Annotated in this window: 20 protein-coding genes; 6 read left to right on the top strand and 14 right to left on the bottom strand. The window is 67.6% G+C overall.

What is annotated here, in order from left to right:
- Positions 1 to 41 precede the first annotated feature (41 nt).
- The 3 genes from HLH27_RS10090 to HLH27_RS10080 all read left to right on the top strand — a co-directional run bounded on the left by HLH27_RS10090 (position 42) and on the right by HLH27_RS10080 (position 2,216).
- Positions 42 to 590: an ankyrin repeat domain-containing protein gene (locus HLH27_RS10090; protein WP_182949909.1), complete on the top strand. Its 549-nt coding sequence runs from the start codon at positions 42 to 44 to the stop codon at positions 588 to 590.
- 106 nt (positions 591 to 696) lie between these two features.
- Complete coding sequence (gene hisC / locus HLH27_RS10085; RefSeq protein WP_182949908.1) at positions 697 to 1,767, top strand: histidinol-phosphate transaminase; 1,071 nt, start codon at positions 697 to 699, stop codon at positions 1,765 to 1,767.
- A gap of 164 nt (positions 1,768 to 1,931) precedes the next feature.
- The gene (locus HLH27_RS10080; protein WP_182949907.1) at positions 1,932 to 2,216 is read left to right on the top strand and encodes a mitochondrial import receptor subunit TOM20; all 285 of its coding nucleotides are present in this window, start codon (positions 1,932 to 1,934) and stop codon (positions 2,214 to 2,216) included.
- 340 nt (positions 2,217 to 2,556) lie between these two features.
- Here the strand turns inward: HLH27_RS10080 and HLH27_RS10075 are convergent, their stop codons facing one another.
- Complete coding sequence (locus tag HLH27_RS10075; protein WP_182949906.1) at positions 2,557 to 4,239, bottom strand: Na+/H+ antiporter; 1,683 nt, start codon at positions 4,237 to 4,239, stop codon at positions 2,557 to 2,559.
- A gap of 261 nt (positions 4,240 to 4,500) precedes the next feature.
- Here HLH27_RS10075 and gabT point away from each other — a divergent pair, with 261 nt between their 5' ends.
- Positions 4,501 to 5,772, top strand: a complete 1,272-nt coding sequence (gene gabT, locus HLH27_RS10070) for a 4-aminobutyrate--2-oxoglutarate transaminase (protein ID WP_182949905.1) — start codon at positions 4,501 to 4,503, stop codon at positions 5,770 to 5,772.
- A 213-nt stretch (positions 5,773 to 5,985) separates the two neighbouring features.
- Here the strand turns inward: gabT and HLH27_RS10065 are convergent, their stop codons facing one another.
- From HLH27_RS10065 to HLH27_RS10025, 9 genes are all read right to left on the bottom strand, one after another.
- The gene (locus HLH27_RS10065; protein WP_182949904.1) at positions 5,986 to 8,775 is read right to left on the bottom strand and encodes a bifunctional aconitate hydratase 2/2-methylisocitrate dehydratase; all 2,790 of its coding nucleotides are present in this window, start codon (positions 8,773 to 8,775) and stop codon (positions 5,986 to 5,988) included.
- A gap of 635 nt (positions 8,776 to 9,410) precedes the next feature.
- Positions 9,411 to 10,556 carry an acyltransferase family protein gene (locus tag HLH27_RS10060; RefSeq protein WP_182949903.1) on the bottom strand — a complete coding sequence of 382 codons (1,146 nt, stop codon included), beginning with the start codon at positions 10,554 to 10,556 and terminating at the stop codon, positions 9,411 to 9,413.
- Positions 10,557 to 10,655: 99 nt separating this feature from the next.
- Positions 10,656 to 11,222, bottom strand: a complete 567-nt coding sequence (locus tag HLH27_RS10055) for a redoxin family protein (protein ID WP_182949902.1) — start codon at positions 11,220 to 11,222, stop codon at positions 10,656 to 10,658.
- Positions 11,219 to 11,758 carry a MauE/DoxX family redox-associated membrane protein gene (locus HLH27_RS10050; RefSeq protein ID WP_182949901.1) on the bottom strand — a complete coding sequence of 180 codons (540 nt, stop codon included), beginning with the start codon at positions 11,756 to 11,758 and terminating at the stop codon, positions 11,219 to 11,221. Before HLH27_RS10050 ends, HLH27_RS10055 begins: the two co-directional genes overlap by 4 nt.
- A 69-nt stretch (positions 11,759 to 11,827) precedes the next feature.
- Complete coding sequence (locus HLH27_RS10045) at positions 11,828 to 12,346, bottom strand: hypothetical protein (RefSeq protein ID WP_182949900.1); 519 nt, start codon at positions 12,344 to 12,346, stop codon at positions 11,828 to 11,830.
- 38 nt (positions 12,347 to 12,384) lie between these two features.
- Entirely contained in the window at positions 12,385 to 12,936 is a 552-nt protein-coding gene (locus tag HLH27_RS10040; protein WP_182949899.1) for a methylamine dehydrogenase light chain, read from the bottom strand.
- Positions 12,937 to 12,975: 39 nt separating this feature from the next.
- On the bottom strand, positions 12,976 to 13,590 hold the full coding sequence (locus HLH27_RS10035) for a thioredoxin domain-containing protein (RefSeq protein WP_182949898.1): 615 nt from the start codon (positions 13,588 to 13,590) through the stop codon (positions 12,976 to 12,978).
- Complete coding sequence (locus HLH27_RS10030) at positions 13,590 to 14,765, bottom strand: amine dehydrogenase large subunit (RefSeq protein WP_182949897.1); 1,176 nt, start codon at positions 14,763 to 14,765, stop codon at positions 13,590 to 13,592. The genes HLH27_RS10035 and HLH27_RS10030 overlap by 1 nt, the downstream gene beginning before the upstream one ends.
- Before the next feature lie 64 nt (positions 14,766 to 14,829).
- Complete coding sequence (locus HLH27_RS10025) at positions 14,830 to 17,367, bottom strand: TonB-dependent receptor domain-containing protein (protein ID WP_182949896.1); 2,538 nt, start codon at positions 17,365 to 17,367, stop codon at positions 14,830 to 14,832.
- A 327-nt stretch (positions 17,368 to 17,694) separates the two neighbouring features.
- Here HLH27_RS10025 and HLH27_RS10020 point away from each other — a divergent pair, with 327 nt between their 5' ends.
- Positions 17,695 to 18,636 (top strand): LysR substrate-binding domain-containing protein, encoded by a 942-nt coding sequence (locus HLH27_RS10020; protein WP_182949895.1) that lies wholly within the window; start codon positions 17,695 to 17,697, stop codon positions 18,634 to 18,636.
- Here the strand turns inward: HLH27_RS10020 and HLH27_RS10015 are convergent.
- From HLH27_RS10015 to HLH27_RS10005, 3 genes are all read right to left on the bottom strand, one after another.
- Entirely contained in the window at positions 18,633 to 19,412 is a 780-nt protein-coding gene (locus HLH27_RS10015; protein WP_338029885.1) for a sulfotransferase family 2 domain-containing protein, read from the bottom strand. The two genes, HLH27_RS10020 and HLH27_RS10015, sit on opposite strands and share 4 nt — an antisense overlap.
- A gap of 140 nt (positions 19,413 to 19,552) precedes the next feature.
- On the bottom strand, positions 19,553 to 20,797 hold the full coding sequence (locus HLH27_RS10010) for a lipase family protein (RefSeq protein WP_220790368.1): 1,245 nt from the start codon (positions 20,795 to 20,797) through the stop codon (positions 19,553 to 19,555).
- A 32-nt stretch (positions 20,798 to 20,829) separates the two neighbouring features.
- Entirely contained in the window at positions 20,830 to 21,621 is a 792-nt protein-coding gene (locus HLH27_RS10005) for a class I SAM-dependent methyltransferase (protein ID WP_182949894.1), read from the bottom strand.
- Between the two features lie 260 nt (positions 21,622 to 21,881).
- Here HLH27_RS10005 and HLH27_RS10000 point away from each other — a divergent pair, with 260 nt between their 5' ends.
- A complete protein-coding gene (locus HLH27_RS10000; protein ID WP_182949893.1) occupies positions 21,882 to 22,223 on the top strand; it encodes a hypothetical protein in 342 nt (113 codons plus the stop codon).
- On the opposite strand, the gene HLH27_RS09995 is transcribed toward HLH27_RS10000, so the two are convergent.
- Positions 22,220 to 24,358, bottom strand: a complete 2,139-nt coding sequence (locus HLH27_RS09995; RefSeq protein ID WP_182950077.1) for a TonB-dependent receptor family protein — start codon at positions 24,356 to 24,358, stop codon at positions 22,220 to 22,222. The genes HLH27_RS10000 and HLH27_RS09995 overlap by 4 nt on opposite strands.
- Positions 24,359 to 24,494 lie beyond the last annotated feature (136 nt).

Here is a 24,494-nt window from a genome sequence, read left to right as displayed (position 1 = left end):
GAACCAGATCACCCGCCCAGACCACCCTCAGCGAGGCCGCGATGACCCACACCGATCCCGACACCCCGACCGCCCCGGTGGATGAAGACGCCGCGTCCTTCACCCCCGAGCAGATCGTCCGCCTGTTTCTGGACGCCGCGCGCGACGGGCAGGCCGACCTGGTCGCCAGTTTCCTGGAAGCCGGGATGGACCCGGACCTGCGCAACGAGCGCGGGCATTCGGCGCTGATCCTGGCGGCCTATAACAGCCATGCCGACACCGTGGCCGCCCTGCTGGCCGGGGGCGCCAGCGTGGACCTGCGCGACGACAAGGGGGCGACGGCGCTGGCCGGCGTGGCCTTCAAGGGCGACCTGGCGGTGGCGCGGCAGCTGATCGCGGCCGGGGCCGCGATCGATGCGCCGAACCATGCCGGGCGCACGCCGCTGATCTTTGCCGTGATGTTCAACCGCGGCGCCATGGCGGCCTTCCTGCTGGAAAGCGGGGCCGACCCGGACCTGCGCGACGGCGAGGGCAACAGCGCGCGGCTGCTGGCGGCGCAGCTGGGCCTGACCGAGGTCACGGCCCTGATGCCGGCCCTGCCCACCGCCTGACGGCCATGCCGGACGGGCGTTTCCGTCCGGCGCGCGTTGGACTAGAACGAACGCGGCCCGGCATCCCTGCCGGGCCGTCCCATGCCTTGCGTCAGCGGAACCCGTCATGAGCCGTTTCTGGAGCCCGATCGTCCACAGCCTGACGCCGTATGTTCCCGGCGAGCAGCCGAAGCTGGCGAACCTGATCAAGCTCAACACCAACGAATCGCCCTATGGGCCCTCGCCCGCCGCACTGGCCGCGATTCGCGCCGCCGCCGACGAGACGCTGCGCCTGTATCCCGACCCGGCCGCCGACCGGCTGCGCGCCGCCATCGCGCGGGCGCATGAAGTGGAGATGGAGCAGGTCTTCGTCGGCAACGGGTCGGACGAGGTGCTGGCCCATACGTTCCAGGCCCTGTTGCAGCACGACGCGCCGCTGCTGACGCCCGACATCACCTACAGTTTCTACCCTGTCTATTGCGGCCTGTACGGCATCGCGCACGAGCCGGTGCCGCTGGACGCGGCGATGCGGGTGGATGTCGAGGCCTATCGCCGGCCATGCGGCGGGATCGTGCTGCCGAACCCCAACGCGCCCACCGGCATCGCGCTGGGGCTGGACGAGATCGCGACTCTGCTGCGCGCCCACCCCGAGCGGGTGGTGGTGATCGACGAAGCCTATGTCGATTTCGGCGCCGACAGCGCGATCGGGCTGGTGCGCCGGCATGCGAACCTGCTGGTGGTGCGCACCCTGTCCAAGTCGCACGGGCTGGCGGGGCTGCGCGTGGGCTATGCGATCGGCCAGGCGGACCTGATCGAGGCGCTGAACCGCGTGAAGGACAGCTTCAATTCCTATCCGCTGGACCGTCTGGCGCAGGCGGGCGCGGAAGCGGCGATCGCGGATCGGGAATGGCTTGCGCGAACCACGGGAAAGATCATAGAAACGCGAAGCGGGCTGGTATCCAGCCTGAAGAATCTGGGGTTCGAGGTCTTGCCCTCGCAGGCGAATTTCGTGTTCGCCCGCCACCCTGACCGTGACGCCGCCGCTCTGGCCGCCGCCCTGCGGGAGCGGTCGATCATCGTGCGTCACTTCAGGACACCCCGGATCGCGGAATGGCTGCGCATCACGGTGGGCACCGACGAGGAATGTCGGAGCCTGGCCGAGGCGCTGAAAGCCATCCTGAACCGAAACGCGGACTGACCGCCGATCCTCCACCGGATACGGGCCTCTGGCCCCCGGCGGGGGCGCCGTGCGGCCAGGGGCTTCTTGTGCCCGCTTGTGGCCGTTCGCGCGTCTGGCGCGTTTCTTCACCTCTGTCCGGGCGTGCCCGGGCCATTTCATTTTCTCACATGGACACCACCATCATGCGCGCATTTCACGGCCAGATGTCCGACAACCAGCCGATCCGGCGCACGCACGCGGAAAAGCAGAAGCAGTTGCGCGACCTGCGCGAGACGCTCGCGACCATGAAGTCGCACACCGCGCCCACGCTGCGCGAGAGCGTGCAGAAGCGTATCCGCCAGCTCGAAGCCGAGCTGGCCGCCGCCCCGGTGCTGAAGGATGCCGGGCCCGGCCCGCGCAGCCCGCGCCCCGAGGGCCGCGGTCCCCGCCCCACCGGCGGCACGCCGCGCCGCCCGCGCTCGATCTGATATCAGCGCGACCCGGTGCCGGCCCCCCGGCACCAACGCCGGCCCGGCATAGGGCCTGCGAACGGGCGCGGCCCGCAATGACCGCGCCCGGCATGCGTTTCCGAACATCGAAGCGCGGAAAGTGCCCGCAGGGCGCCCCCAGATCCAGACGGACCGCTATCGACCCGACCGGTGGGAAATCCTGCCCGGCACCGTGGGCTGGTGAGTGGGAGCGGCCCGGCACGGGCCGCGGCCGGCGTGCGTTTCCGAGCATCGCAGCGGAGCGGCCTGATGGGCCGTGAGCAGCGAAGCGCAGGAAATGCGCGTCGGACCGCCGCCAGCGCGCGGTGACGGGCAGGATTTAGCCGACGCGGGGGAGGCTGCGGGCGCGGTTCCTCAGCACCTGCTCCTCGTAATCCATTTCCTGCATCAGGACGGATTCGGTCTCGTCATTGATATATTGCGCGTCGCGCAGGTTGCGCAGTTCGATCCGCGAGGTGCGCAGGTTGTTCAGCCTCAGCGCCAGTTCCAGGCGCATGCGGCGGATGGAGACGATCTGGGCGGCGCTGGCCTCGCCATTGCTGTTGCGGCGGAGCTGGTTCAGCCGGTTTTCATATTCCTGCATCAGCCGGGCGATGATCTCGATCCGCATTTCGCCGGCCTCGTCGCGGGCCTTGGCGCGGGTGGTCAGGCCCTGCTGCTCCTCGCGCATCGCGCGCAGCATCGTGCGCACCAGGACCAGGCGGGCCCAGCTGACCTCGCGCGCCTGGGGGTCGACCAGGCCGTCCATCAGGCCCCTGGTCAGCCAGGGCAGCGAGAAGCTGGCCGTCAGCAGCGACACCAGGATGACCCCCACCGCCACCGTCACCAGCAGGTCGCGCGCGGGAAAGCCCGCCACGCCGTCCGCCGCCTGGGGCAGCGACAGCACCGCCGCCAGCGTGACGGCGCCGCGCACGCCCGCGACGGTGGTGACGAGCAGGCCGCGCCAGCCGGGCCAGCGGAACACCCCGTGATCATGCCGGGCGCGCCAGGCCGCGATGCCCAGGATCAGCGCCAGCCCGGCCACCCGCAGGATGCACATCGCCAGGTGGATGGCCACGATCAGCAGCAGCAGCAGCCATGGCGAGCGGTCGGCGGCGCGCACCAGCGCCATGCCGTTGGTCGCCAGCGCCGGCAGTTGCAGGCCCAGCAGCAGGAAGATGACGGAGTTGAAGATGAACCCCACCATGTCCCACATCGTGCGGGCCTGGAGGCGGGTGGTGATCTGGGTTTCCTGCAGCACGCCCGTCAGCTTGATGGTCATGCCGCCCGCCACCGCCGCCAGGATGCCCGAGCAGCCGATAGCCTCGGCCGACATGTAGGCGGCGAAGGGCAGCAGCAGCATGAAGGTGATCTGCGTCGGCGGATCGTCGTAGCCCCGGGCGAGCAGGATCTTGTCCAGCCGCGCCGCCGCCAGGCAGACCAGCACGCCGATGGCGATGCCGCCCAGCGACAGCAGGCTGAACGTGGTCAGCGCGCCGCGCAGCGAGAACGCGCCGGTCATGGCCGCGACGGTGGCGAAGCGGAAGCAGACGAGGCCCGAGGCGTCGTTGAGCAGGGATTCGCCTTCGAGCATATGGACGATGGTGCGCGGCACCGAGGTGCCCAGCATGCCGCCGACGGCCACCGCGTCGGTCGGCGACAGCACCGCCGCCAGCGCGAAGCAGACCGGCAGCGGCAAGGGCGGCAGCATGAGGTGAATCGCGTAGCCGCACAGGATGGTCGTCGCGAGCACCATCGGGCCCGCCAGGGCGAAGATGATCGTGCGCAGCTGCCCGAATTCGCGCATCGGCATATGGAACGCGTCGCGGAACAGCAGCGGCGGGATGAACAGCAGCATGAACATGTCGGGGTCCAGCGCGACATGCAGCCCGGCGATCGACCCCAGCACGCCCAGGCCGATCTGCAACAGCGGCAAGGGGACGGTTACCGGAAGCAGGCGGGCGGCCAGACTGCTGAAAGCGGCGACAAACAACAGGATCAGGCTGAGGATGACGTCATGCATGGGCGGTGTTCGACTTGTTCCCCCCCTTCGGCGCGCGAGGCATGCACCGCCCCCGGTCCGAAGTGGGCGCACCATACACACGCCCCCCCCGACTGACCACCTGAGGCGCCATGACAGGATGGTGACAGAAAGGCACCACCGACGACCGACAAGGCGTCTCCCGCCCCGGGGGCGCGGGCGGTACAACCCATCGGTACGGCGCCGGCGACGGCGGCCCCTCCCCCCGCGACCGGGCCCATCAGACAACGAGGACAGGCGACCATGTCATCCACCAATTCCGCCCTTCAGGCGCGGCGCGAGGCGGCTGTGCCGCGCGGCGTCGGCTCGGCCACCACCATCCATGCCGCCCGGGCGGAAAATGCCGAATTGTGGGATGTCGAGGGCAAGCGGTACATCGATTTCGCCGGCGGCATCGCGGTGCTGAACGTGGGCCATCGTCACCCGAAGGTGATGGCGGCGGTGCGGCGGCAGCTGGACCTGTTTACCCACACCGCCTTCCAGGTCGCGCCCTACGAATCCTATATCGCGCTGGCCGAGCGGCTGAATGCGCTGGCCCCCTTCCCCGGCCCGGCCAAGACCATCCTGTTCACCACCGGCGCCGAAGCCACCGAGAACGCGGTGAAGATCGCCCGTGCCGCCACCGGGCGCAGCGGCGTGATCGCCTTTACCGGCGGCTTCCACGGCCGCACGCTGCTGGCCTCGGCCCTGACGGGCAAGGTGCTGCCCTACAAGGCGCCGTTCGGCACCATGCCCGGCGGGGTCTATCACCTGCCCTTCCCGGCCGGCGATATCGCGGTTGCCGACAGCCTGCGCGCGCTCGACCTGCTTTTCGCGGCGGATATCGACCCCTCGCACGTCGCCGCCATCATCATCGAGCCCGTGCAGGGCGAAGGCGGCTTCCGCCCCGCCCCCACCGCCTTGCTGCAGGCCCTGCGCGCCATCTGCGACACGCACGGGATCAAGCTGATCGCCGACGAGGTGCAGACCGGCTTTGCCCGCACCGGCAAGCTGTTCGGCATCGAACTGTCCGGCGTCGCGCCCGACCTGGTGTGCGTGGCCAAGTCGCTGGGCGGCGGGCTGCCGCTGTCGGGCGTGATCGGCCGGGCCGAGCTGATGGATGCAGTGGGCCCCGGCGGGCTGGGCGGTACCTATGCCGGCGCGCCGCTGGCCTGTGCCGCCGGGCTGGCGGTGCTGGATGTGATCGCCGAGGAAGGGCTGGTGGAACGTGCCAACGTGATCGGCGCGCGCATCCGCAACCGGCTGGACGCGCTGCGCGGCAAGCCGGGCCTGGTGCCCTTCAGCGCCGCGCGCGGGCCCGGTGCGATGATCGGCTTCGATATTCTGGAAGCCGACGGCAAGACCCCCCGCAAGGGTGGTGCCGGCGCCATCTGCGCCCGTGCCGCCGAGCACGGCCTGATCCTGCTGTCCTGCGGCGTGCTGGGCGAGACCGTGCGTATTCTGGTGCCGCTGACCGCGCCCGATAGCGTGATCGAGGAAGGGCTGGCGATTATCGAGCGGGTGCTGGGGGCGTAATTGCCTGCGTGAAGGCAGGTCCAGGGTTCCACCCTGGAGCCGGAAGGGGACGGTCGTCCCCTTCACCCCTGTTCGTTTTGGGGCTGTTTCACGAGGGCCTCGGGCCCTGCCGGGTCCGGGCAGAGCCCGGATTGGGCCGGCGCGTTCACGTTTCCCCCGAGGGGGAAACGTCACAGGGCAAACGGGCCTGGAAGGCCCGTTTGCCCGGACGCCTTAGTAGTGGACGGAGCGGGAGTCGAGCGGGGTCGCCTTCGGCGGAGCGAAGGTGGTGAGATCGATCCCTTCGACGGCGGCCTTGTATTCGTCATTGCTCGGCATCCGGCCGAGGATGGCCGACAGCACCACGACCGGGGTCGAGGCCAGAAGCGATTCACCCTTCTTCTCGCTGGAATCCTCGACGACGCGTCCCTGGAACAGGCGGGTCGAGGTCGCCAGGACGGTATCGCCCTTTTCGGCCTTCTCCTGGTTGCCCATGCACAGGTTGCAGCCCGGACGCTCGAGATAGAGGATGTTCTCGTACTCGGTCCGCGCGTTGGCCTTCGGCAGCAGGTCGTTGAATTCGAAGCCCGAATAGCGCTCCAGAATTTCCCAGTCGCCTTCGGCCTTCAGCTCGTCGATGATGTTGTAGGTGGGTGCGGCGACGACCAGCGGTGCCTTGAACTCCACCTTTCCGGCTGCCTTCTCCAGATTCTTGAGCATCTGGGCCACGATCTTCATGTCGCCCTTGTGCACCATGCACGAGCCCACGAAACCGAGGTCCACCTTCTTGGTGCCGCCATAGTACGAAACCGGGCGGATCGTGTCGTGGGTGTAGCGCTTGGACACGTCGGGGTTGTTCACATCCGGATCAGCGATCATCGGCTCGTCGATGATATCGAGATCGACCACGACTTCGGCAAAATATTTCGCATTGTCATCGGGGGCCAGCGCGGGCTTTTCGCCCGAACGGATCTCGGCAATGCGGGCGTCGGCCTTGGCGATCAGGCCCTTCAGCGTGCCCGCGGCATTTTCCATGCCCTTGTCGATCATGATCTGGATGCGCGACTTGGCGATTTCCAGCGATTCGATCAGCGGCTCGTCCTGCGAGATGCAGATGGAGGCCTTGGCCTTCATCTCCGCCGTCCAGTCGGTGAAGGTGAAGGCCTGGTCGGCCAGCAGCGTGCCCAGATGCACCTCGATGACGCGGCCCTGGAAGACGTTGTCGCCGCACTGCTTGAGCATCTGCGCCTGGGTCGCGTGCACCACGTCACGGAAATCCATGTGCGGCTGCATCTTGCCCTTGAACGTGACCTTGACCGACTGCGGGATCGGCATCGTCGCCTGGCCCGTGGCCAGGGCCAGCGCCACGGTGCCGGAGTCGGCGCCGAAGGCCACGCCCTTGGACATGCGGGTATGGCTGTCGCCGCCGATGATGATCGCCCAGTCATCCACGGTGATGTCGTTCAGCACCTTGTGGATCACGTCCGTCATCGCGTGATAGACGCCCTTGGGGTCGCGCGCGGTGATCAGGCCGAAATCGTTCATGAACTTCATGAGCTTCGGGATGTTCGCCTGGGCCTTCTTGTCCCACACGGATGCCGTATGGCAGCCCGACTGGTAGGCACCGTCCACGAGCGGCGAAATGACGGTGGCCGCCATCGCCTCGAGCTCCTGCGCCGTCATCAGGCCGGTCGTGTCCTGCGAGCCGACGATGTTCACCTTCACGCGGACATCGGACCCGGCATGCAGGACCTTGCCCGGCGTGACGCCGACGGCGTTGCGATTGAAGATCTTCTCGACCGCGGTCAGGCCCTGGTCCTTGACCGTGATTTCCTTGTTCGGGGCGAAGACCGGGGTCGGTTCGATCCCCAGCGTCTGGGCCGCGAAGGTCTGGAGCTTCTTGCCGAAGACGATGGCGTAGGAGCTGCCCGCCTTCATGAACTCCATCTTCTGCGGCGTGAACGCGGCGGCGACGTCGACCAGTTCCTTGCCGTTTTCGTCGCGGAGCTGCTTGCCCTTCACGTCGATCTTCAGGACCGTGCCGGTCTCGACCGAGTATTTCTGCTCGAGGATCGGGTTGCCGTCGTTATTGAGGATCGGCTTGCCGTCCGCGCCGGTCTTCTTGACCCAGTTCTTCAGGTTCAGGCCGATGCCGCCGGTCACGTCGACCGTGGTCGCGAAGATCGGCGAGATGCCGTTGGTGCCCGCGACGATCGGGGCGAAATTGACGAACGGAACGTAGGGGCTGGCCTGCTTGCCGGTCCACAGCGCCACGTTGTTGACGCCCGACATGCGCGACGAGCCGACGCCCATCGTGCCCTTTTCGGCGATCATCATCACCCGCTTGTCGGGGTGCTGCTTCTGCAGCGCGACGATTTCCTGCTGGGCTTCCGGCGAAATCATGCATTTGCCGTGCAGCTCGCGGTCCGAGCGCGAATGCGCCTGGTTGCCCGGCGACAGAAGGTCGGTCGAGATATCGCCCTCGGCCGCGACGAAGGTCACGACCTTGATCTCGTCCTCGACATCGGGAAGCTTGGTGAAGAATTCGGCCTTGGCGTAACTTTCGAGCACGTCCTTGGCGATGGGGTTGCCCGCCTTGAAGGCGTCGCGCAGGCGGAACATGTCGGCGTCGTAGAGGAAGACCTGGGTCTTCAGCACCTCGCCCGCCTGCTTCGCGAGCGGGCCGGCATCGCCCAGCGCGATGTCGAGCAGCACCTTGATCGAGGGGCCGCCCTTCATGTGCGACAGCAGCTCGAGAGCGAAGGCGGGGGTGATCTCGGGGACGACCGCTTCGCCCAGCACGATCTTCTTCAGGAAGGCCGCCTTGACGTCGGCGGCGCTCGTGGTGCCGGGCAGCGTGTTGTAGATGAAGAACTTGAGGGCCTCGGGCCGGTGTTCGTTACCGGCGTCCTGGATCAGGGTGATGATGTCCTGGACGAGCGCACCGTCGTCGATCGGCTTGGGAGCGAGCCCTTGATTTGCTCTGTCCTTGATTTCGGTCAGGTAATCTGAATAGGCTTTCATCGCAATCCCAACGTCATTGATGTGTATGGACCCGAAACGCGGCCCCGCAGACCGGACATGGTCAAGGCGGCCCGAGGTTCTGACAAACCCCGGTTACGCCAACCCCTCCTGACTGACAAGACACGGCATTTCAGCAGAATAGTCCTTTGAATTCAGTGTTGATGGCTTGAAAATGGCGACCTGCATGCCAATTGGACTGGAATAGGCAAATCACCAACTTTACCCCACTGTTGTTTCTCGATCTGACGGATGACGCAGCCTTTGTCATGTCAATTTTCCGGCACTGGCAATCTATCGGCACGACTCATCACAGAGACTGAAAGCAGACTAGCCGGCATGTCGGAAAACGATCGGTCATGCGATAGTCTTCAATTGATATTCGATACCTTTTGAATGCTTTCTCCCGGGAACAGACGAAAAACGCAAAGCGGAAATTCTGCTTTTTCCTTGATAGAATCGGGGATTTCGGCAAAATTTTCTCAATCTATAATATAAAAAAGCAATCCATCAGACTATTCCGGAGGTTTATGACAGGCGGGCTCGATATGGGTCGGCTTACCTATGATTTACACGCATACCTGACTGTATTTTGGGCCGGATCGGGCGACATGATGCGCTTGATGGAGTCGAACAATTTACAGCACGGATCTGGCCATCCGGCTGCGTCGCAGAAAGGCCGTCAGCGCCCAGCTTGAGAGCAGAACCGCCATGAAGACGGTGGCGGCTTTGGGCAATGCGCCCCATTGGCGCGACAGGAGCGCCGTCTGGGTCCAGGTCAGGAAGACGTAGTGAAGGAGGTAGATGCCGTAGGCGTTATCGACCAGGCTATCCATCCAGCGTGGGCCCTGTTCGATGAGGCGGAGGAACAGGCCGGTCAGCGCCATGCTGGACGATACGCAGCACAGCACGAATAGAAGCGCGATGGCGGCGGCTTGCCAGGAAGGGGCAGGCAGCAGCCGGAGATGGTGCAGCGATGCAAGTTGCAGCCCGAGAAGAAGCCCAAAGCCCGTACCGGCCAGCAGGCCGCAACCGGTCCAGTGGCGGGCAAGGGGCCCGTTTCGGCTGAACAATGGGTGATGGACTCCGGCCACGCCGGCGGCGGCGCCGGTGATGAAGAATAATGTGTAGAGACCGACCCGGCTTTCCTGCACGGCGAATGGTCCCAGGCTGAACCAGCGATCCGGTCCCGCTATCGCCCATGCTGGGAGGTAGGCCGCCCACGCTGCGGCCAGGAATGCGAGCAGGCATCGTGCCGGGTGGGCGACGATCAGGTCCGGTACCGCGGCGAGCTTTTCCGGCAGGGTCGGCCATCGCCGCATCAGGGCGCTGCCGAGCAGATCGAGTGCCAGCAGGAACCAGATGAACCATGCGGGACCGCCTGGCCATCCGAAGCGCGTGAAATACCCGAACCAGTATTGCCCCGGCGAGAGATCCAGGCCCGTCTGCCGGATCGAGGGGTAGTAGGCCAGGGGCATGATCAGCGTGACGCAGAGGGCGAAGGGAAGCCCGAGCCGCCTGATGCGGTCCCGGGCATAGCGCCAGGCCCCTTTGCGCCGGAGGCTGGGCAGGACGAACACCCCCGACACCAGAAACATGAGGGACATGAAATAGGTGTCGTTGAAATCCTGAAGAATGTCGAAGCCGATCCAGCGTTGCGGATCGACGATCGGGGCACTGGACCAGAGATAATGCGCGCGATCGAAATGGCCGTACCGGCAATAGGCGAGGATCGTGTGATGCAGCAGGACCAGCATGGTCACGCAAAGCCGAAGGGCGTCCAAGGCCCGGTTTCTGTCCTGGATCACATATCGAATTCAAACCAGATCGCCGGCCACCGTCAATTCGGGAAAGCTGGAAGTCGCTCTTTGGAAACTACCCCCTCACGCCGCCGCTGGGCGGCTGGCGACGGTGGGGAGCAGGGCTTCGACCTGGCGGCGGGTGTTGACGACGTCGCGGGCGAGGATGGTGCCGTTATCGTCGAGCAGGACCAGGGTGGGGAGGCGGTTGACCTGGAGGACCAAGCCGAGTTCGACGCCGGTGACGAAGGGGATATCGGGCAGGGCGAGGCGGTCGCGCATGGCGGCGAGTTCGGGCGGGGCGCCGTCGCCGACCAGGACGGGGTCGAGGCCGCGTTCGCGGGCGACGTCGAGCGCGATGGGCAGGACGCGTTTGCACACCGGGCAGTCGGCGCCGACGAAGAGGAGCATGCGGATGGTGCCCGCCGGCAGGCGCTCGCCGACCGGGAAGGGCGTGCCGTCGAGCGTGCGCATGGTGATGCGGGGGACGGGCTGGCCGACTTCGAGCCCGCGCTGGGGGTTCTGCTGGCCGATGGGGGCGATGCGTTCGTGCAGGATGCCGATCTGGCGCGCCAGGGCGAGCACCACCAGCACCAGGGCCACGATGGCGGCGAACAGCAGCCCCTGCGACACGATCAGGACAGTCATCATGCGGAATGTTCCTCGGGGGCCGGGACGGCCGATATCAGGTGCGACAGGGCCAGGACCAGCGCCAGCAGGCAGGCGCCGGCCGCCGCCGCCTGGTAGTGCAGCAGCAGGGAGGCGGGCAGGCCCGTGAGCGCGGGCAGCAGGGCGGCCGGGGCCAGCAGGGCGCTGCGCGCCACGGCACCCCACGACAGGCGGGCGGAATCCATGCCGGGCAGGCAGCCGCAGGACAGGTCGGACCGGCCGCGCAGCAGGTTGATCGCCATGGCCCCCGCGAACAGCACGAACAGCAGGGCCGCGCCGATGCCGGCCCATAGCGGCGCCATGCCGGCCAGCAGGGCAGCGCCGACGCCGGTTTCGGCCGCCGCGAGGCCCCATGCGGCGGGTTCCAGCAGCGGATCGGGCAGCAGCCGGTAGGCGGCCAGGTTGGTCAGGAACCCGTCATGGTCGCGCAGCTTGGCGATGCCGGCGGCCAGCAGCAGCGTGCCGATGCCGCCGGCCAGCAGGGCGCCGGCCAGCGGCAGGAGGGCGGAGTGGGTCATGCCCGGGGCCCGCGATGGGAAGTCTGTGTCATCTGCCTCGTCCGTTTCCGGTCGTTCCGGTGGGGGCCATTATTGGCCTGTGCGCGCGGCCTGCGCCACATCGTAGCCATGCAGCCCCGCGGCCCTCGGGCAGGCCTGGACGACCGCCCGCACCACCTGCTGCCGATAGAGATGCAGGTCGGCCACGCGCAGGGGGTCGGCGCGCAGGGTTGCGATTTCGGCCGTCGTGTAGGGGCGGCTGTTGGCCGGTACGCTGGCGCCGCCGAAGGTGAAGACCACGAAATTCATCATGCGGGCCAGGTCCTCGGACGACAGGTTGGCGAAGGCCACGTTGGGCAGGCGGACCAGATAGTCCCGCCCCTGCGGCGTGCAGAGGAAATAGCCGACCTGGCCCGCCAGGTCGGGCACGACCTCGCGCCCCGAGCGCCCCTGCACGCCGTGGCAGCCGCCGCAGCCCATCAGGTAATGGCCCTGCACCGCCGGGATGACCGGCAGGGCGCCGGCCGTCGGTGCCGCGCGGGCCAGCCCCAGCATGACGAGGACCGGCAGGAGGGCCACCAGGAACAGGATCGGGAAGCGATGGCGCATCGTCGCACGGCGCCGCCTTGCGGCGGCGCCCCGGCCCGTCAGCCGGCCTGGCCGATGATGGCGGCGGTCGAGCAGTGATAGGCCGTCGACGCCGTGCCGAAGCACCAGATGATGTCGTTGCTGGCCTGGGGCCGGTAGATCGGCATTTCGCGGTCGGCCGTGTTGCAGCCGCAGGATTTGGGGGCGGCGCAGATATTGCGGCCGCAGCAGTCGCGATAGGCGATGACGTAGGACCGGCCGTCGTCGGGGTTGCGGCAGGTGCCGATCCACGACACCGGCGAGGGCTCGGTGCCCGGGGGGCAGGTGTGGATGCCGCCGCCGCAGCAGCCGCACAGCACGCCGTCGATGGCGCAGTGGCGCCAGTAATTGCATTTGGTGGGGTCGGTGCTCTGCGCCCTGCGCTCGAAATCCGTCAGGGTCGGGGCCGGGGTGGCGGGCGCGGCGTCGGCCCGGCGGACCGGCAGCAGGGGGAAGGCAGGCGCCACCGCGATGGCGGCCCCGACCCGCCCCAGCACGCCGCGCCGCGAGGATCGGGCCGCCAGCCGGCGGGTCACGGCTTCGCCCAGCGTGTCGAGGAAGGAAACCGGCATTGGCGTGTTACTCCTGGCGAGGCCGGGGGGCCGGCGCTGTCATGCCGCGCGGGGCCGCGCGTCCAGATAGGATTGCACCGAGACGTGGCCGGTTTCGCCAGCCACAACCAGACTTTCGAGATGTTCGCGATTGTTGACCAGGCCCTTGGCCACGATCCTGCCCGACGCATCGAGCAGCAGGGCGAAGGGCAGCTTGTCGATGCCCAGCTCGCGCCCGATCTCGGGGTCGTTGACGAAGCGCGCGGGGGCCAGCCCGAAACGGGCGACCAGCTCGTGCTGCATCGCGTCGGTATCGTCACCCAGGCACAGCAGGGCGATGGCCTCGCGCCGCACGAAATCCTGTGCGATGGGCAGCATCTTGCGCGAGATCGGGCAGGTGCCGGACACGAACAGCAGCAGCGTGCGCGTGCCCGCGGGCTGCGTGCCGCCCACCGTCAGCGCCGTGCCGTCCAGCGCGCGCACCGGCCGGGGCGGCAGCACCTGGCCGGGGGGCGGGCCGCCCGACGTCATCAGCGCGCCGACCGGGGCCACCTTGGCGAACAGGTAGCGCATGCGGCGGAACAGCAGGACCAGAACCGGCGCCAGCGCCAGCAGCAGCAGCCAGTCCAGCGCCTGGGCCCAGGCCAGGACGGCGAGCGAGGAAGCCGGTGCCATCAGCCGTTGCGGCCGGGCAGGAGGTCGGGGGCCACGATCATGGACTGGGCGTGGGCCTCGACCGTGCGGCGGACGGTGCCGGTGCGGGCGTCGATGACCGTCATCGTGCCGTCGGGCGACGTGGCGTAGAGCAGCGGGGCGGCGTCGCCGCTGACGGCGATGCCGCGCGCGGGCTGCGGCAGGTCGATGCGGCGGACCAGCGCGTGGCGGGTGGGATCGAATTCCCAGATTTCGGTGCCGTCGGTCTTGTGCGTCCAGTGCGGGCCGACATGCATCAGCACGAACAGGTGGCCGGTGGCGCGGTTCCAGGCGAAGGGCTGCTTGCCCCCGGGGCGCCAGGCCTGTTCCTGCACGCCGGTGCCGGCCACGGGCTGGCCGGCCGCCGCCTGGAGCGACCAGGAGGCCGCGATGTCGGGCTTCTGGCCCAGCGCGGCCTCGTAGACCTTGCCGGTATAGGAGACGAACAGGGCGTGGCCGGTCGCGCGGTCGACCAGCCCCTGCTCGAAGATCGGGTCGTTGTTGGCGTCGAAGAACGGGGCGGTGTGGGTGACGGTGGGCTGGTCGCCCGCATAGCCGACATTGGTCAGCGACCCGTCGCCGCACAGGCTGGAGAACCCGCCCTGCTTCCACGGGAAGACCAGGGCACAGCCGGGGATGTCGACCGTGCGGGCCACCGCGCCCTTTGCCAGGTCGACGATCGTGACCGATGTCGCCGGGCTCATGTCGAAGACATAGCCCCATTTTCCATCGGGGCTGACATCGAAATCCTGCCCCTTGTAGACCGCCAGCGCGCGGGGCGGCAGCGGGATCTCGCGCCGCAGGGCCAGGGTATGGCTGTCATATTCCTGCAGCAGGTCCTGCCGCGTGCCGTGGTCGACGCGCGACCAGATCGTGTCGGCGACGTAGAAGGTGCGCCGGTCGGGCGACAGGGCGATATTGCCCAGGATGCTGGCCGGCAGCGTGCCCAGGATCCTGCCCGCATCGGCATCGTAGAGCGTGTAGGCGTCGCGGTCGGTCGCGGGCAGGACCCAGTGCGCGCCGACCGGCGGCAGGGTTGCCACGTCGCTCTGCTCGGCCTGCAGGACCGGCGACGCGGCCAAGGCAGCGCCGGCCGGTGCGGCCAGCATGGCGGCCATTGCCGCGCGCCGCGCGGCCTTCATGTTCCAACCCAGCATCCGGCCTTATGCCCCCTGTTGAACGCGGCGTGTCCGGACCGCATGGCCCGGACGTGCCCCCCTGTCAGTATTCGGCGCTGATCGTGCCGAAATATTCGCGCACCGCGCCGCGCTCCAGCGACTGGTAGTCGCCGCCGTCGCCGGACTGGCCGCCGATCGGGAAGCCGTTCTCGCCCATCATCGCGATATATTTCTGGTTGAAGAGGTTATAGACCTCGAACGCCAGGGTCACGTTCTTCAGCACGCTCAGATTGCCGAAGCGGTATTTGGCGCCCAGATTGGCCATCCAGTACGGCGAGATGCTGGTGTCGTTCATGTACGAGAAATAGCGCTTGCCGTAGTAGTTGACGTCGAAATGGGCCGATGCGCCCTTGTACTCGTAGGACAGGCTGGTCTTGTACATCAGCGCCGGGTAGGCGAGCATCTGCTTGCCCTTGATGTCGCAGACACCGTTGAGCGGGCAGATATTGACGTCGTCGCCATAGGTGAAATGGTTGTAGCTGATCGAGTTGGTCCAGGCCAGGCCGCGCGCAAGCCCCTCGAACGGTTGCAGGGTCAGCGCGGCGTCCGCGCCCCACATCGTCGCGTGCTTGGAATTGACCACCGAGGTGATCGGGTTGTTCAGCGAGCCGACCGAGGCCGAGATCAGGCGGTTGTAGACGTCGGAATGATAGCCGTCGACCGAGGCCTGGATCTTGCGCGAGGTATAGCGGTAGCCGACGACATAGGTGAAATCGCGCTCGTTCGGCAGGTTGCGCTGGAGATCGCGGAACGCGGATTGCGAGGACACCGCCCAGGGCGAGACCGAGCCGCCCGAGGGCGCGACCATGAACGGGCGCATGTTCTCGGCGAAGTCGAAATAGACTTCATGCCCGCGTCCGAAATGGTAATCGAGGTTGACGGCCGGCAGGAAGGCAGCCGCCGAGGTCATGGACCCGCTGGGCAGGCCGGAATCGGCGCCGACACCGGTGCCGTAGCCGGCATCGACATTGCCGTAATAGGCGCCGCCCGACGTGGTCTGCAGCATCGAGCGGAAGCCGTACGTGACCGTCAGCCCTTCCACCGGGCGCCAGGCATCCATGACATGGAACTGGAAGCTGTTTGTGTTCCATGTGAAACCGTAGCCCTGCTGGAACGCGGCGCCGTAGGTCGTGTACGGGCCGATCGTCTTGAGCGGGGCGCCCTGGCCGTAGACAGGCTCGTTGTACCAGAACAGGCCCGAGCGCTGGGAATTGTTCTCGTACCAGCCGCCGACATTGATGGTGTGGCGCCCGATATGCCAGGTGAAGGCGCTGGTGAAGCCGAAGCGGCGATAGGAATTCTGCCACACTTCTTCGGACAGCGGGGCGCCGGTGCCCAGCGACTGGGTCCACGGATCGCCGTAGGTCGCGTGGTTGTCGGACGCGCCGGCATAGAACACCGTGTTCCAGCGCAGGGCGTTGGTCAGCGCCAGGTCGGCGTTGATGCTGCCCAGGTAATCCTGCGTCGACTGGCCCGCATCGTAATAGGCGGTACCCGCGCCCTCGTTGGTGTTCTGCCACGTTGCCGGAATGGTGGGCGTGGTGCCTTTCGGCAGGATCAGCGGCGTGCCGCTGCCGACATCGTAGGAGCCGGGGCCGGTATAGGCCAGGCCGTTATCGTTGACCCACGCATATTCCGAGGCATTGTAGGCGCCCTTGTAGTTCGGGGCCCAGGATTCGGTCCGCCAGCCGGCGTTCTTGAGGATGCTCAGCGATTTGTCGGCGTAGCCCCAGACCTCGGCATCGTTCCAGTTGAACATGGCGGTGATGCGGCTGTCATGGCCGATCGGCTGGACGAGCTTGCCGTTGACCGTCTGCATGAAGCCCGGCGTGTCGGCATCGTATTTCCGCTCGTCCGCGCGGGAATAGGCGGCGTAGAACTTGGTGCCGGTCTGGTTCAGCGCGCCGCTGTCGGCGCGGACATAGGTGCGCAGCGTGCCGTAGCTGCCGAAGACCTGCGACACCTTGGCGCCGGCCTTGTCCTTGGGGTCGGACGTATGGAAGCGCATCGTGCCGCCCAGGCTGGAATTGCCCGGCAGGTCGACGCCGCCGGCACCCTGCGAGGTTTCCACGCCCTGGATGTCGTCGGAGATCCACGCATTGGCGACGTTGATGCCGTTGACGCTGGTGTAGGTCTGGTCGTTCAGCGGCACGCCGTCCAGCGTCATGCCGATCGAATCCTGGAAGAAGCCGCGCACATAGACGCTGGTACCCCAGGTATCGAGGCCCAGCGGGTCGCTGGAGCTGAAGCTGACGCCCGGCATCTGGCCGACCGATTTGAGAATGTTCGTGCCTGCGACCTGCGATTCCAGCATCGCGCGGCTGATGCTGGCCTCGGCGCCATGCGAGGTGTGGTGGCTGGCCACGACATTGACCGCTTCCTCGGCCGCGCGGGGCGCTGCGGTGGGGCGGACGGAGACATGCGTGCCGGAGGGTGCCGCCGCCTTCTTGCCCGGCTGGGCCGCGCCGTGGCGCACAGGCGACGCCTTCTTCGCGGAGGGAGCCGATGCCGTGGCGGGTTCGGGCGCCGTCTGGGCGAAGGCCGGGGCGCCGATCACGCCCCCGATGACACCGCCCAGCATCGCCGTTCCGAGAAGTCGGGCACGCAAGAATTGTCCGTTTCGCACCAAAACCCGTCCTGATCGCATGTGCCGTCTTTCCCCCAACGCCGCGTCGCGCGTTCGTAACATCGGTCGTCCGCCTGAATTCAGTCTCGAAACAAGACGGTTCCGTTGACAAGATCTTTTGTTCCGGAACGCAGGCTTTTCCTGAAACAGATGCGTCCGTATCACACCCGTTAGTCCATCGAAATAATTTGCAAAAGTTGCCTTCGTTGCCATTGTGGTGACCAAAAGGCACCACTATCCTGTTGGTCACGCCCGCTCGCTTCCCTCGGTTTCCGGCATTCCATGGCAGACAGACGCCCTTTCCCGCCCTTCGGACCGCTTCGCGCCTTCGATGCGTTCGGCCGCACGCGCGGCATCCGCCGCGCGGCCGAATGGCTCCAGATCGATCACGCCGTCGTCAGCCGCCATCTGCGTGCCCTGGAAAAATGGGCCGGGGTGCCGCTGCTGGACCGCGCGGGCGGCGGGCTGACCGAGGCCGGGCGGATCTATCACGACCGGATCGCCACCGCGCTGGACGAGATCGCCCGCGCGACCGAGGCCCTGCGCGCGGGCGACCTGCCGCAACTGAGCGTATGGTGCGTGCCGGGCTTCGCCTTTCACTGGCTGGTGCGCCGGCTGGGCAGCTTCCGGACCGAATATCCGGATATCGACCTGCTGCTGCGCCCCACCGATGCGCGCGCGCGCTTCTGGTCCGACGGGGTGGATGCCGATATCCGTTACCAGATCGACGGCAAGCCGCACGAGTCGCAGCCGGGCATCCGCCAGGCGGAACTGGCGCGGCCGCCGGTCTTTCCAGTCGCCAGCCCGGATTTCATGCGCCGTGCCGGGCCGATCCGCACCGTGGGGGACCTGCTGTCGCAGCCGCTGCTGGCCGAGGAGGACAGCAGCGAATGGCTGACCTGGCTTGCCCGGCAAGGGGTGGCCGCGCCATCCATGATCCCTGCGGCGCGGCTGTGGCATGCGCATCTGGTCCTGGCCTCGGCCCGCGAGGGACAGGGGGTGGCGCTGGCCAATCCGTTTCTGCTGGAAGACGATCTGCGCAACGGCACGCTGGTGCGCGTGGGGCCGCCGGGGGCGCCCTTCGACGGTGTTGCGATCGGGGCCTATACGCTGCTCATCCCCGAAAACAGCTGGGAGCGCCCGGCGCTGGTGCGCCTGCGCTCGTGGCTGACGCATGTGGCCGGTGCGTTTGCCGATGCGCCCGTCGGCCCCCGGGAGAGCTAGGCAGAGGCCTGGGTGAACAGCGCGATATCCTGGCGGTAGATGGCCTGGATGCGCGCGCGTTGCCGGGGAGTCGGGGCCAGACCGTGGGGGCGGCCCTCGTTCAGGCGCGGCAGGCTGACGGAGCCCAGTTCCGGCATCAGGGTGGACAGGCGGGCGACGTCCTCGATGCGCAGCAGGTGGCGCACCGCCGGCCGGCCGGCCCGGTCGGTGACGTACCAGGATTGCGGGCGGAAGATATGGTCCACCCCGTAGACCGAGCGGGCCTGTTCGACATGGTCCAGCGCGTCGTCCAGCGAGCGGAAGCCCATGTAGCGGTCGCGGAAGCCGGGGGCCACCATGCGGTCGCGCGTGCCGCCGTTGCGGGCGTAGCTGTAGGCCGACAGGAAGCGGTCCACCGGTTCGCGCAGGATCGCGAAGCTGGGCAGGTCGCGCGCCAGGGCCGGCGCCACGTCCTGGAAATAGCGGATGGATTCGTGCGAGAGCGTGCGGCCGTACAGCGCGGTGGCGATCGAGGTGCCGGCATTCTTGGGCACATGGACGAACAGGATTCCGCGCCGGGCGATCAGCGCCATGCGCGCGCGCCGCTTGACGCCCATGGGCAGGCGGATGCCGGCCCGTGCCGTCCATTCGTGGATGTCGGTCGGCAGGTGGAAACCCGCCAGACGGGTCAGGCACGCGAAGGTGCGCGACGGCAGGGACGCGACGGGAACATGGTCGAACGGGCCGCTCTCCCTGACCGCATGCGAGGGCAGGATCGTCTTGTGTGGAGCGGCCACGGTGATTCCTCCGGTCGAAACAGCTGCGGCAATCTAGCAGCGGAAATGATGGCGGAAACCCGTACGTGCCCTCGCGTTACAATTGGAAATTATTTGTAGGACTGGACATAATTATTTCCCCGTCGAATCGGGGTCTTTGTCTATTTTACCGGGACCGGGGACATATTCTTGCCGGATTCCGTCCAGCCGGTATCGGGCGCGCGGGCGACGGGAGCGCAGTCGGGCGTGACGGGTGCGCCGGTCATGACCGCCCGGGTGAAGGCGGCGGAATCGGCCAGCGATGCCATGACCGTCTGCCCGTGATCCAGCCCCTTGTAGAGATGGGCCTGGACCGTCGTGCCCGCCCGGCACGCATCGCGCACCAGCAGGAGCTGGCCCAGCGGGGCCACGTCGCGGTCCTCGGCCCCCGTGCCGACGAAGAGGGGCGCGGCCAGTTTCAGCGTCGGGAAGGCCATGGCCCGCAGCGCGGGTGCCAGCGCGTGCGGCAGGGTGGGGCGGAAGCTGTTGGCCCGTGTCAGCCCGTCGTCGCGCACGATGTCGAGCAGGTCGGACAGGCAGGTCTGCGATGCCGCGTGGAAGGCGCGCATCGCCCGGGGGGTGAAGGCCGCCGCCGGGTCGAAGGCCGGGTCGAGCCCCGCCGCCGATGCCGCGATCAGCAGCGCATAGGCCACGACCGGATCGACCTGCCCCTTCGGCATCCGCCCTGCCCCGCCATGCATGAGGCTCTTGGCGATTTCGGGCGTCATGTAGGGGATGCCGGTGGCCACCGTGCCCCTTATATCGAGCGTGGGCGCATAGGCGGGCGCGTAGGACGCGGCGGCGAAGGCGGCGCCCGCGCCCTGCGACTGGCCGACGATCATGACCGTATCGCGCAGGTCCGGCAGGCCCGACAGGGCGGCGCGCACGCCGTCCAGCACGCTGTAGGCCTCGGCCCGGGCATTGAGGTAGGGGTGCGTGCCGCCGCCGCCCAGGCCCTGATAGTCGGTCGCCACGATGGCGAAGCCCCGGCGCAGCCACGCGCCCAGATAATCCTGGTCGCGCAGCGAATGCGGGTTGCGCGACGGCGCGCAGGCCGCCGCGATGCCCACCGTGCCGTGCGCCCACGCGACGATCGGCCACCCGCCGGGCGGCGGCGGGCCGGGCGGATAGATGACCTCGCCGGTGACGGGCACGAGGCCGGACCCCGTGACCCCGTCGGTGGACAGGTAGGTCACGGCCAGCGCCCGCCCCGAGCCCGGCACGCCGTCGGCCGCATCGAGCGGCGCCTGGCCCGTCAGCGTTCCCGCGACGCGCGGGGCGGGTGGCGCGGGGGACCGCACCGGTGCGGTCTGGCAGGCGGCCAGGGCGGGCAGGAACGCCGCCATCAGGAGAGAGCGCATTTTCATGATCTGGCCCCGGATCGCGGCGGTTGCGGACATTATCGTGCCGGCTTGCGGAATTTCAGCACGACCTGGTCGGTATGGCCGCGGATCGCGGGGTCGAACACCGGCACCGTATGGGTGTCGTCGGGATTGGCCAGCACCGTGCTCTGGCTTTCGAAATGGAAGCCCGCGGCCTCGACCTGCCGGCGGACGATCGCCGGGTCGATGCGGTGCAGCTTTGCGATGTCGGGGTCCGCACCGGGATTGGCCACATGGTCGATCACCACGAACACGCCGCCCGGGCGCAGCGCGGCGAAGACCGACCTGTCGAACGCCAGCGCCGCGTCGGCGCCGGCCCCGTAATAGACATCGTGATAATTCTGCGCCGTCCAGACCAGGTCGAGCGGGCGGGGGAACTGGAGCGCGTCCAGCGGCTGGACCAGCACGGAGACATTGGCGAAGGCCGGGGTCGCGGCGATGGCCTTGACCGCGTCGGCCGCCGCCGGCTTCTTTTCGACCAGCCAGGTCGGGACCACGGCCCAGACATGGCCCCGGCCGGCAACCACGTTGCTGAACAGGCGGGTGAAATAGCCCTTGCCCGGCATGATGTCGGCCACGTTCATGCCCGGCTTGAGGCCCGCGAACGCCAGCAGGGCGGCCGGCTTGCGGTCCTTGTCGCGGGCGAAATCGTCGGCCGGCCGGTCCTTGTCGGCGATGGCCCCCGCGATGCCGATCGCAGCCCCGCGCTTGCCCTGGTAGAGGGGCGACTGGGCGCATGCCGGCGCGATGGCGGCGGCGGAGACGGCCGCGCCCACGATGACGGTCACGAAAAGACTGCGAAGGGCCATGCCTTGTTTCTCCATACCCGCGCCGCTGGGGCGCGCCGGCGGCCGGTCTGCCGCCTTGCTGGCTTCCGGGAGGATCGGGGGCCGGAGGACCCGGCCGGGAAGCACGACGACCATAAGACCGATCGGAAACAGGCGACAAGGGCGCGCGGCGGCACGCAGGGAATCAACGCCCCGGCGGGCCGATCGTTGCCGCCCATGGCCTTTCGAGATCGATACCTGTAATCGGCCCCGTCCCCGTGGCCCGCAGGGGACAGGAGCCGATGACCGGACAGCCGGCGCCCGGCCTCCTGCACCGGCGGCATGTCGCCATGACCTTGATCGGCGGGGTGATCGGCGCCAGCCTGTTCGTGGGCTTTTCCGCGTCGATCGCCACTGCCGGGCCGGGGGTAGGCCTGTCCTGTCTGCTGGGTGGGCTGATCGTGCCGGCCGAACGGGCGACGCTGGCGCGGCCCCGGGGTCGGCGGAGAGGAGGCGGGCGCGATCGTGGAGAGCGAAGGTCAGGGCTCCCCCTGGAAACCCGTTCGCTGTCGAATGATCGGGGTGCGGGGCCCGGATTCTTGCCGGCCGGATCGAAATATCCGGCCGGCGTCAGGCGTTTTTAGAATTCGGCGGAAACCGTGCCGAAGAACTCGCGGGGGGCCGCGACATACAGGACCGGGTTGTCGTCGCCCGAGACCGATGCCGCGCCGTAGACGCCGCCGATATAGTTCTTGTTGAACAGGTTGGTGATGCCGAAGGTCGTCTTGAGGTTGTTGGCGAAGCCGATGCGCCCGAAATTGTAGGCGGCGCTGAGGTTCGACGTCCAGTAGGCGGGGATCTTGACGTCGTTCATGTACGTCATCGGCCGCGCGGCGTTATAGGTCGCGTTGAAGTTGAAGGTCGCGTGGCGATAGGTATAGGACAGGTTCGCCTTGTACATGAACTTCGGGTAGAAGACCTGGTGCTTGCCCTTGTAGGGCAGGTTCGCGTTTTCGTAGACCGCGTCGTTCCAGCTGAAGCTGTTGGAAATCTCCAGCCCGCGCACCGGGCGGATGGTGCCCATCACGTCCGCGCCGTTCATGCTCTCGCGCCCGATATTCTCGATCGAGCTGTACTGCGCGCCGGTGGGGCCGGCGGTGATCGCTGCCAGGCGGTTGTAGTAATCGGTGTGGTAGTAGTCGACGCTGGCCGAGAACAGCTTGGAATCGTAGCGGTAGCCGACGACATAGTTCCAGGTCCGCTCGGGCTTCAGCTTGTTCTTGTTGGCGTTGAACACGGTCTGCGCCGGGGTGCTGGCATTGCCCAGCCCGCCCCACGGATTGCCGCTGCCGCTCTGCGTGCCGTAATCGTAGGCGCGCATGTTCTCGGCAATGTCGAAATACACTTCATGGTGGTCCAGGAAGTGATAATCGAAATTGAAGTGCGGCAGGAAGGCGTCGGCCGCCGTCATGCTGCCCGATGCGGGGTGGCTGTAATAGACGCCCCAGTCGCCCAGGCTGCTGGAATTGTCGACGCTGGTGCCGCCATGCGTCGTCTGCAGCAGCGAGCGGAAGCCGGCGGTGACGGTCATGCCCGGGATGATGTGATACGTGTCCTGCAGGTAATACTGGAACGTATTGGTGTTGAACGAATCGGCCCACCAGGTCGTGGCCTGCGAGGATTTGAAGCCGCTCTTGGAATTATGGGCCTGGTCCACGCCGTCTTCGTACATCCGCATCGCGTAGTCGAACGTGTCGTTCTCGTACCAGATGCCGGTCTTGATGTCGTTCTTGTCGACGGTGATGTCGAAGCTCTGGGTGAAGCCGATGCGGCGGACGTCGACATGCCCGGCTTCCAGCGCCATCGGCACCTGCGAGGTGGGCGAGGTCAGGAACGGATTGCTGCCGTTGTAATCGCCGCTGGATACGTGGGCATAGGCCACGGACTTGGACAGCACGTTGGGGAACAGTTGGTAGTCGGCCTTGAGCGCCGACAGGTAGTTGCGCTGCGTCTGCGTGCCGTCATAGGCGTAGTCGCCGACCTCGTCGGGCGTCAGCACGCCCTGCACGCTGCCGGGCACCGTGCCGGCCTGGGCGGCGGCGGCCCATTCCTTGGCCTGCGCGTAGTTGGGCTTCAGATAGGTCGTGTCGCGGCCCATCTTCTGCCACATGTTCTTGGTCAGACCCAGATAGTTGTACTGGGCGAAGTTCGAATAATCGAAGATGGCCGTGATCTTGCCCTTGTCGCCGAGCGGCTGCACGAGCTTGAAATTGGCCTGGTGCTCCTGCTGGTCGCCGAAGCCTTTCCACAGATCCTGCGCGGTGCGGGCGTAGGAGGCGTAGAACTTGGTGCCGGTGGAATTCAGCACGCCGCTGTCGACCCGCGCGAAGGTGCGGAACGCATCGTAGCTGCCGAAGCTCTGGCTGACGCGGCCGCCGGCCTTGTCCAGCGGATCGGCCGACGTATAGGTGATCGCGCCGCCCAGCGTCTGGGCCGACGGGGTGTCGAGCGCGCCGGCACCCTGCGACACCGTCATGCCGGCCAGGTTCTCCTGGATTTCCATCTGGTCGATGCCCAGGCCGTTCCAGTTATGGAAGCCCTGGCCGCCCATCGGGATGCCGTCCAGCGTCGCGCCGATCTGCGTCTGGTTGAAGCCGCGGATATACAGCGTGTTGGCCACCGTATCGAGGCCCAGCGCGTCGTCCGAGCCGAAGCTGACGCCCGGGGTCGTCAGTGCCAGCACCTGAAGCGGGCTGGTGCCGGCCACGAACTGGTCCATCGTCGCACGCGTCACCGCCGTTTCCGCGCCGCGCGAATGGAAGCGCGCGCCACTGACCTCGACCGTCTCGGCCGAGGCCGGGACCGCGCGCGCCGGGCGCGCCACGCGGGCCGCCCCGCGCGCGGCCGGACGCGCG

Origin of the sequence: Gluconacetobacter takamatsuzukensis, assembly GCF_014174275.1 — a bacterium.
Lineage (GTDB): Bacteria > Pseudomonadota > Alphaproteobacteria > Acetobacterales > Acetobacteraceae > Gluconacetobacter > Gluconacetobacter takamatsuzukensis.
This window is presented reverse-complemented; position numbering and strand designations above follow the sequence as displayed.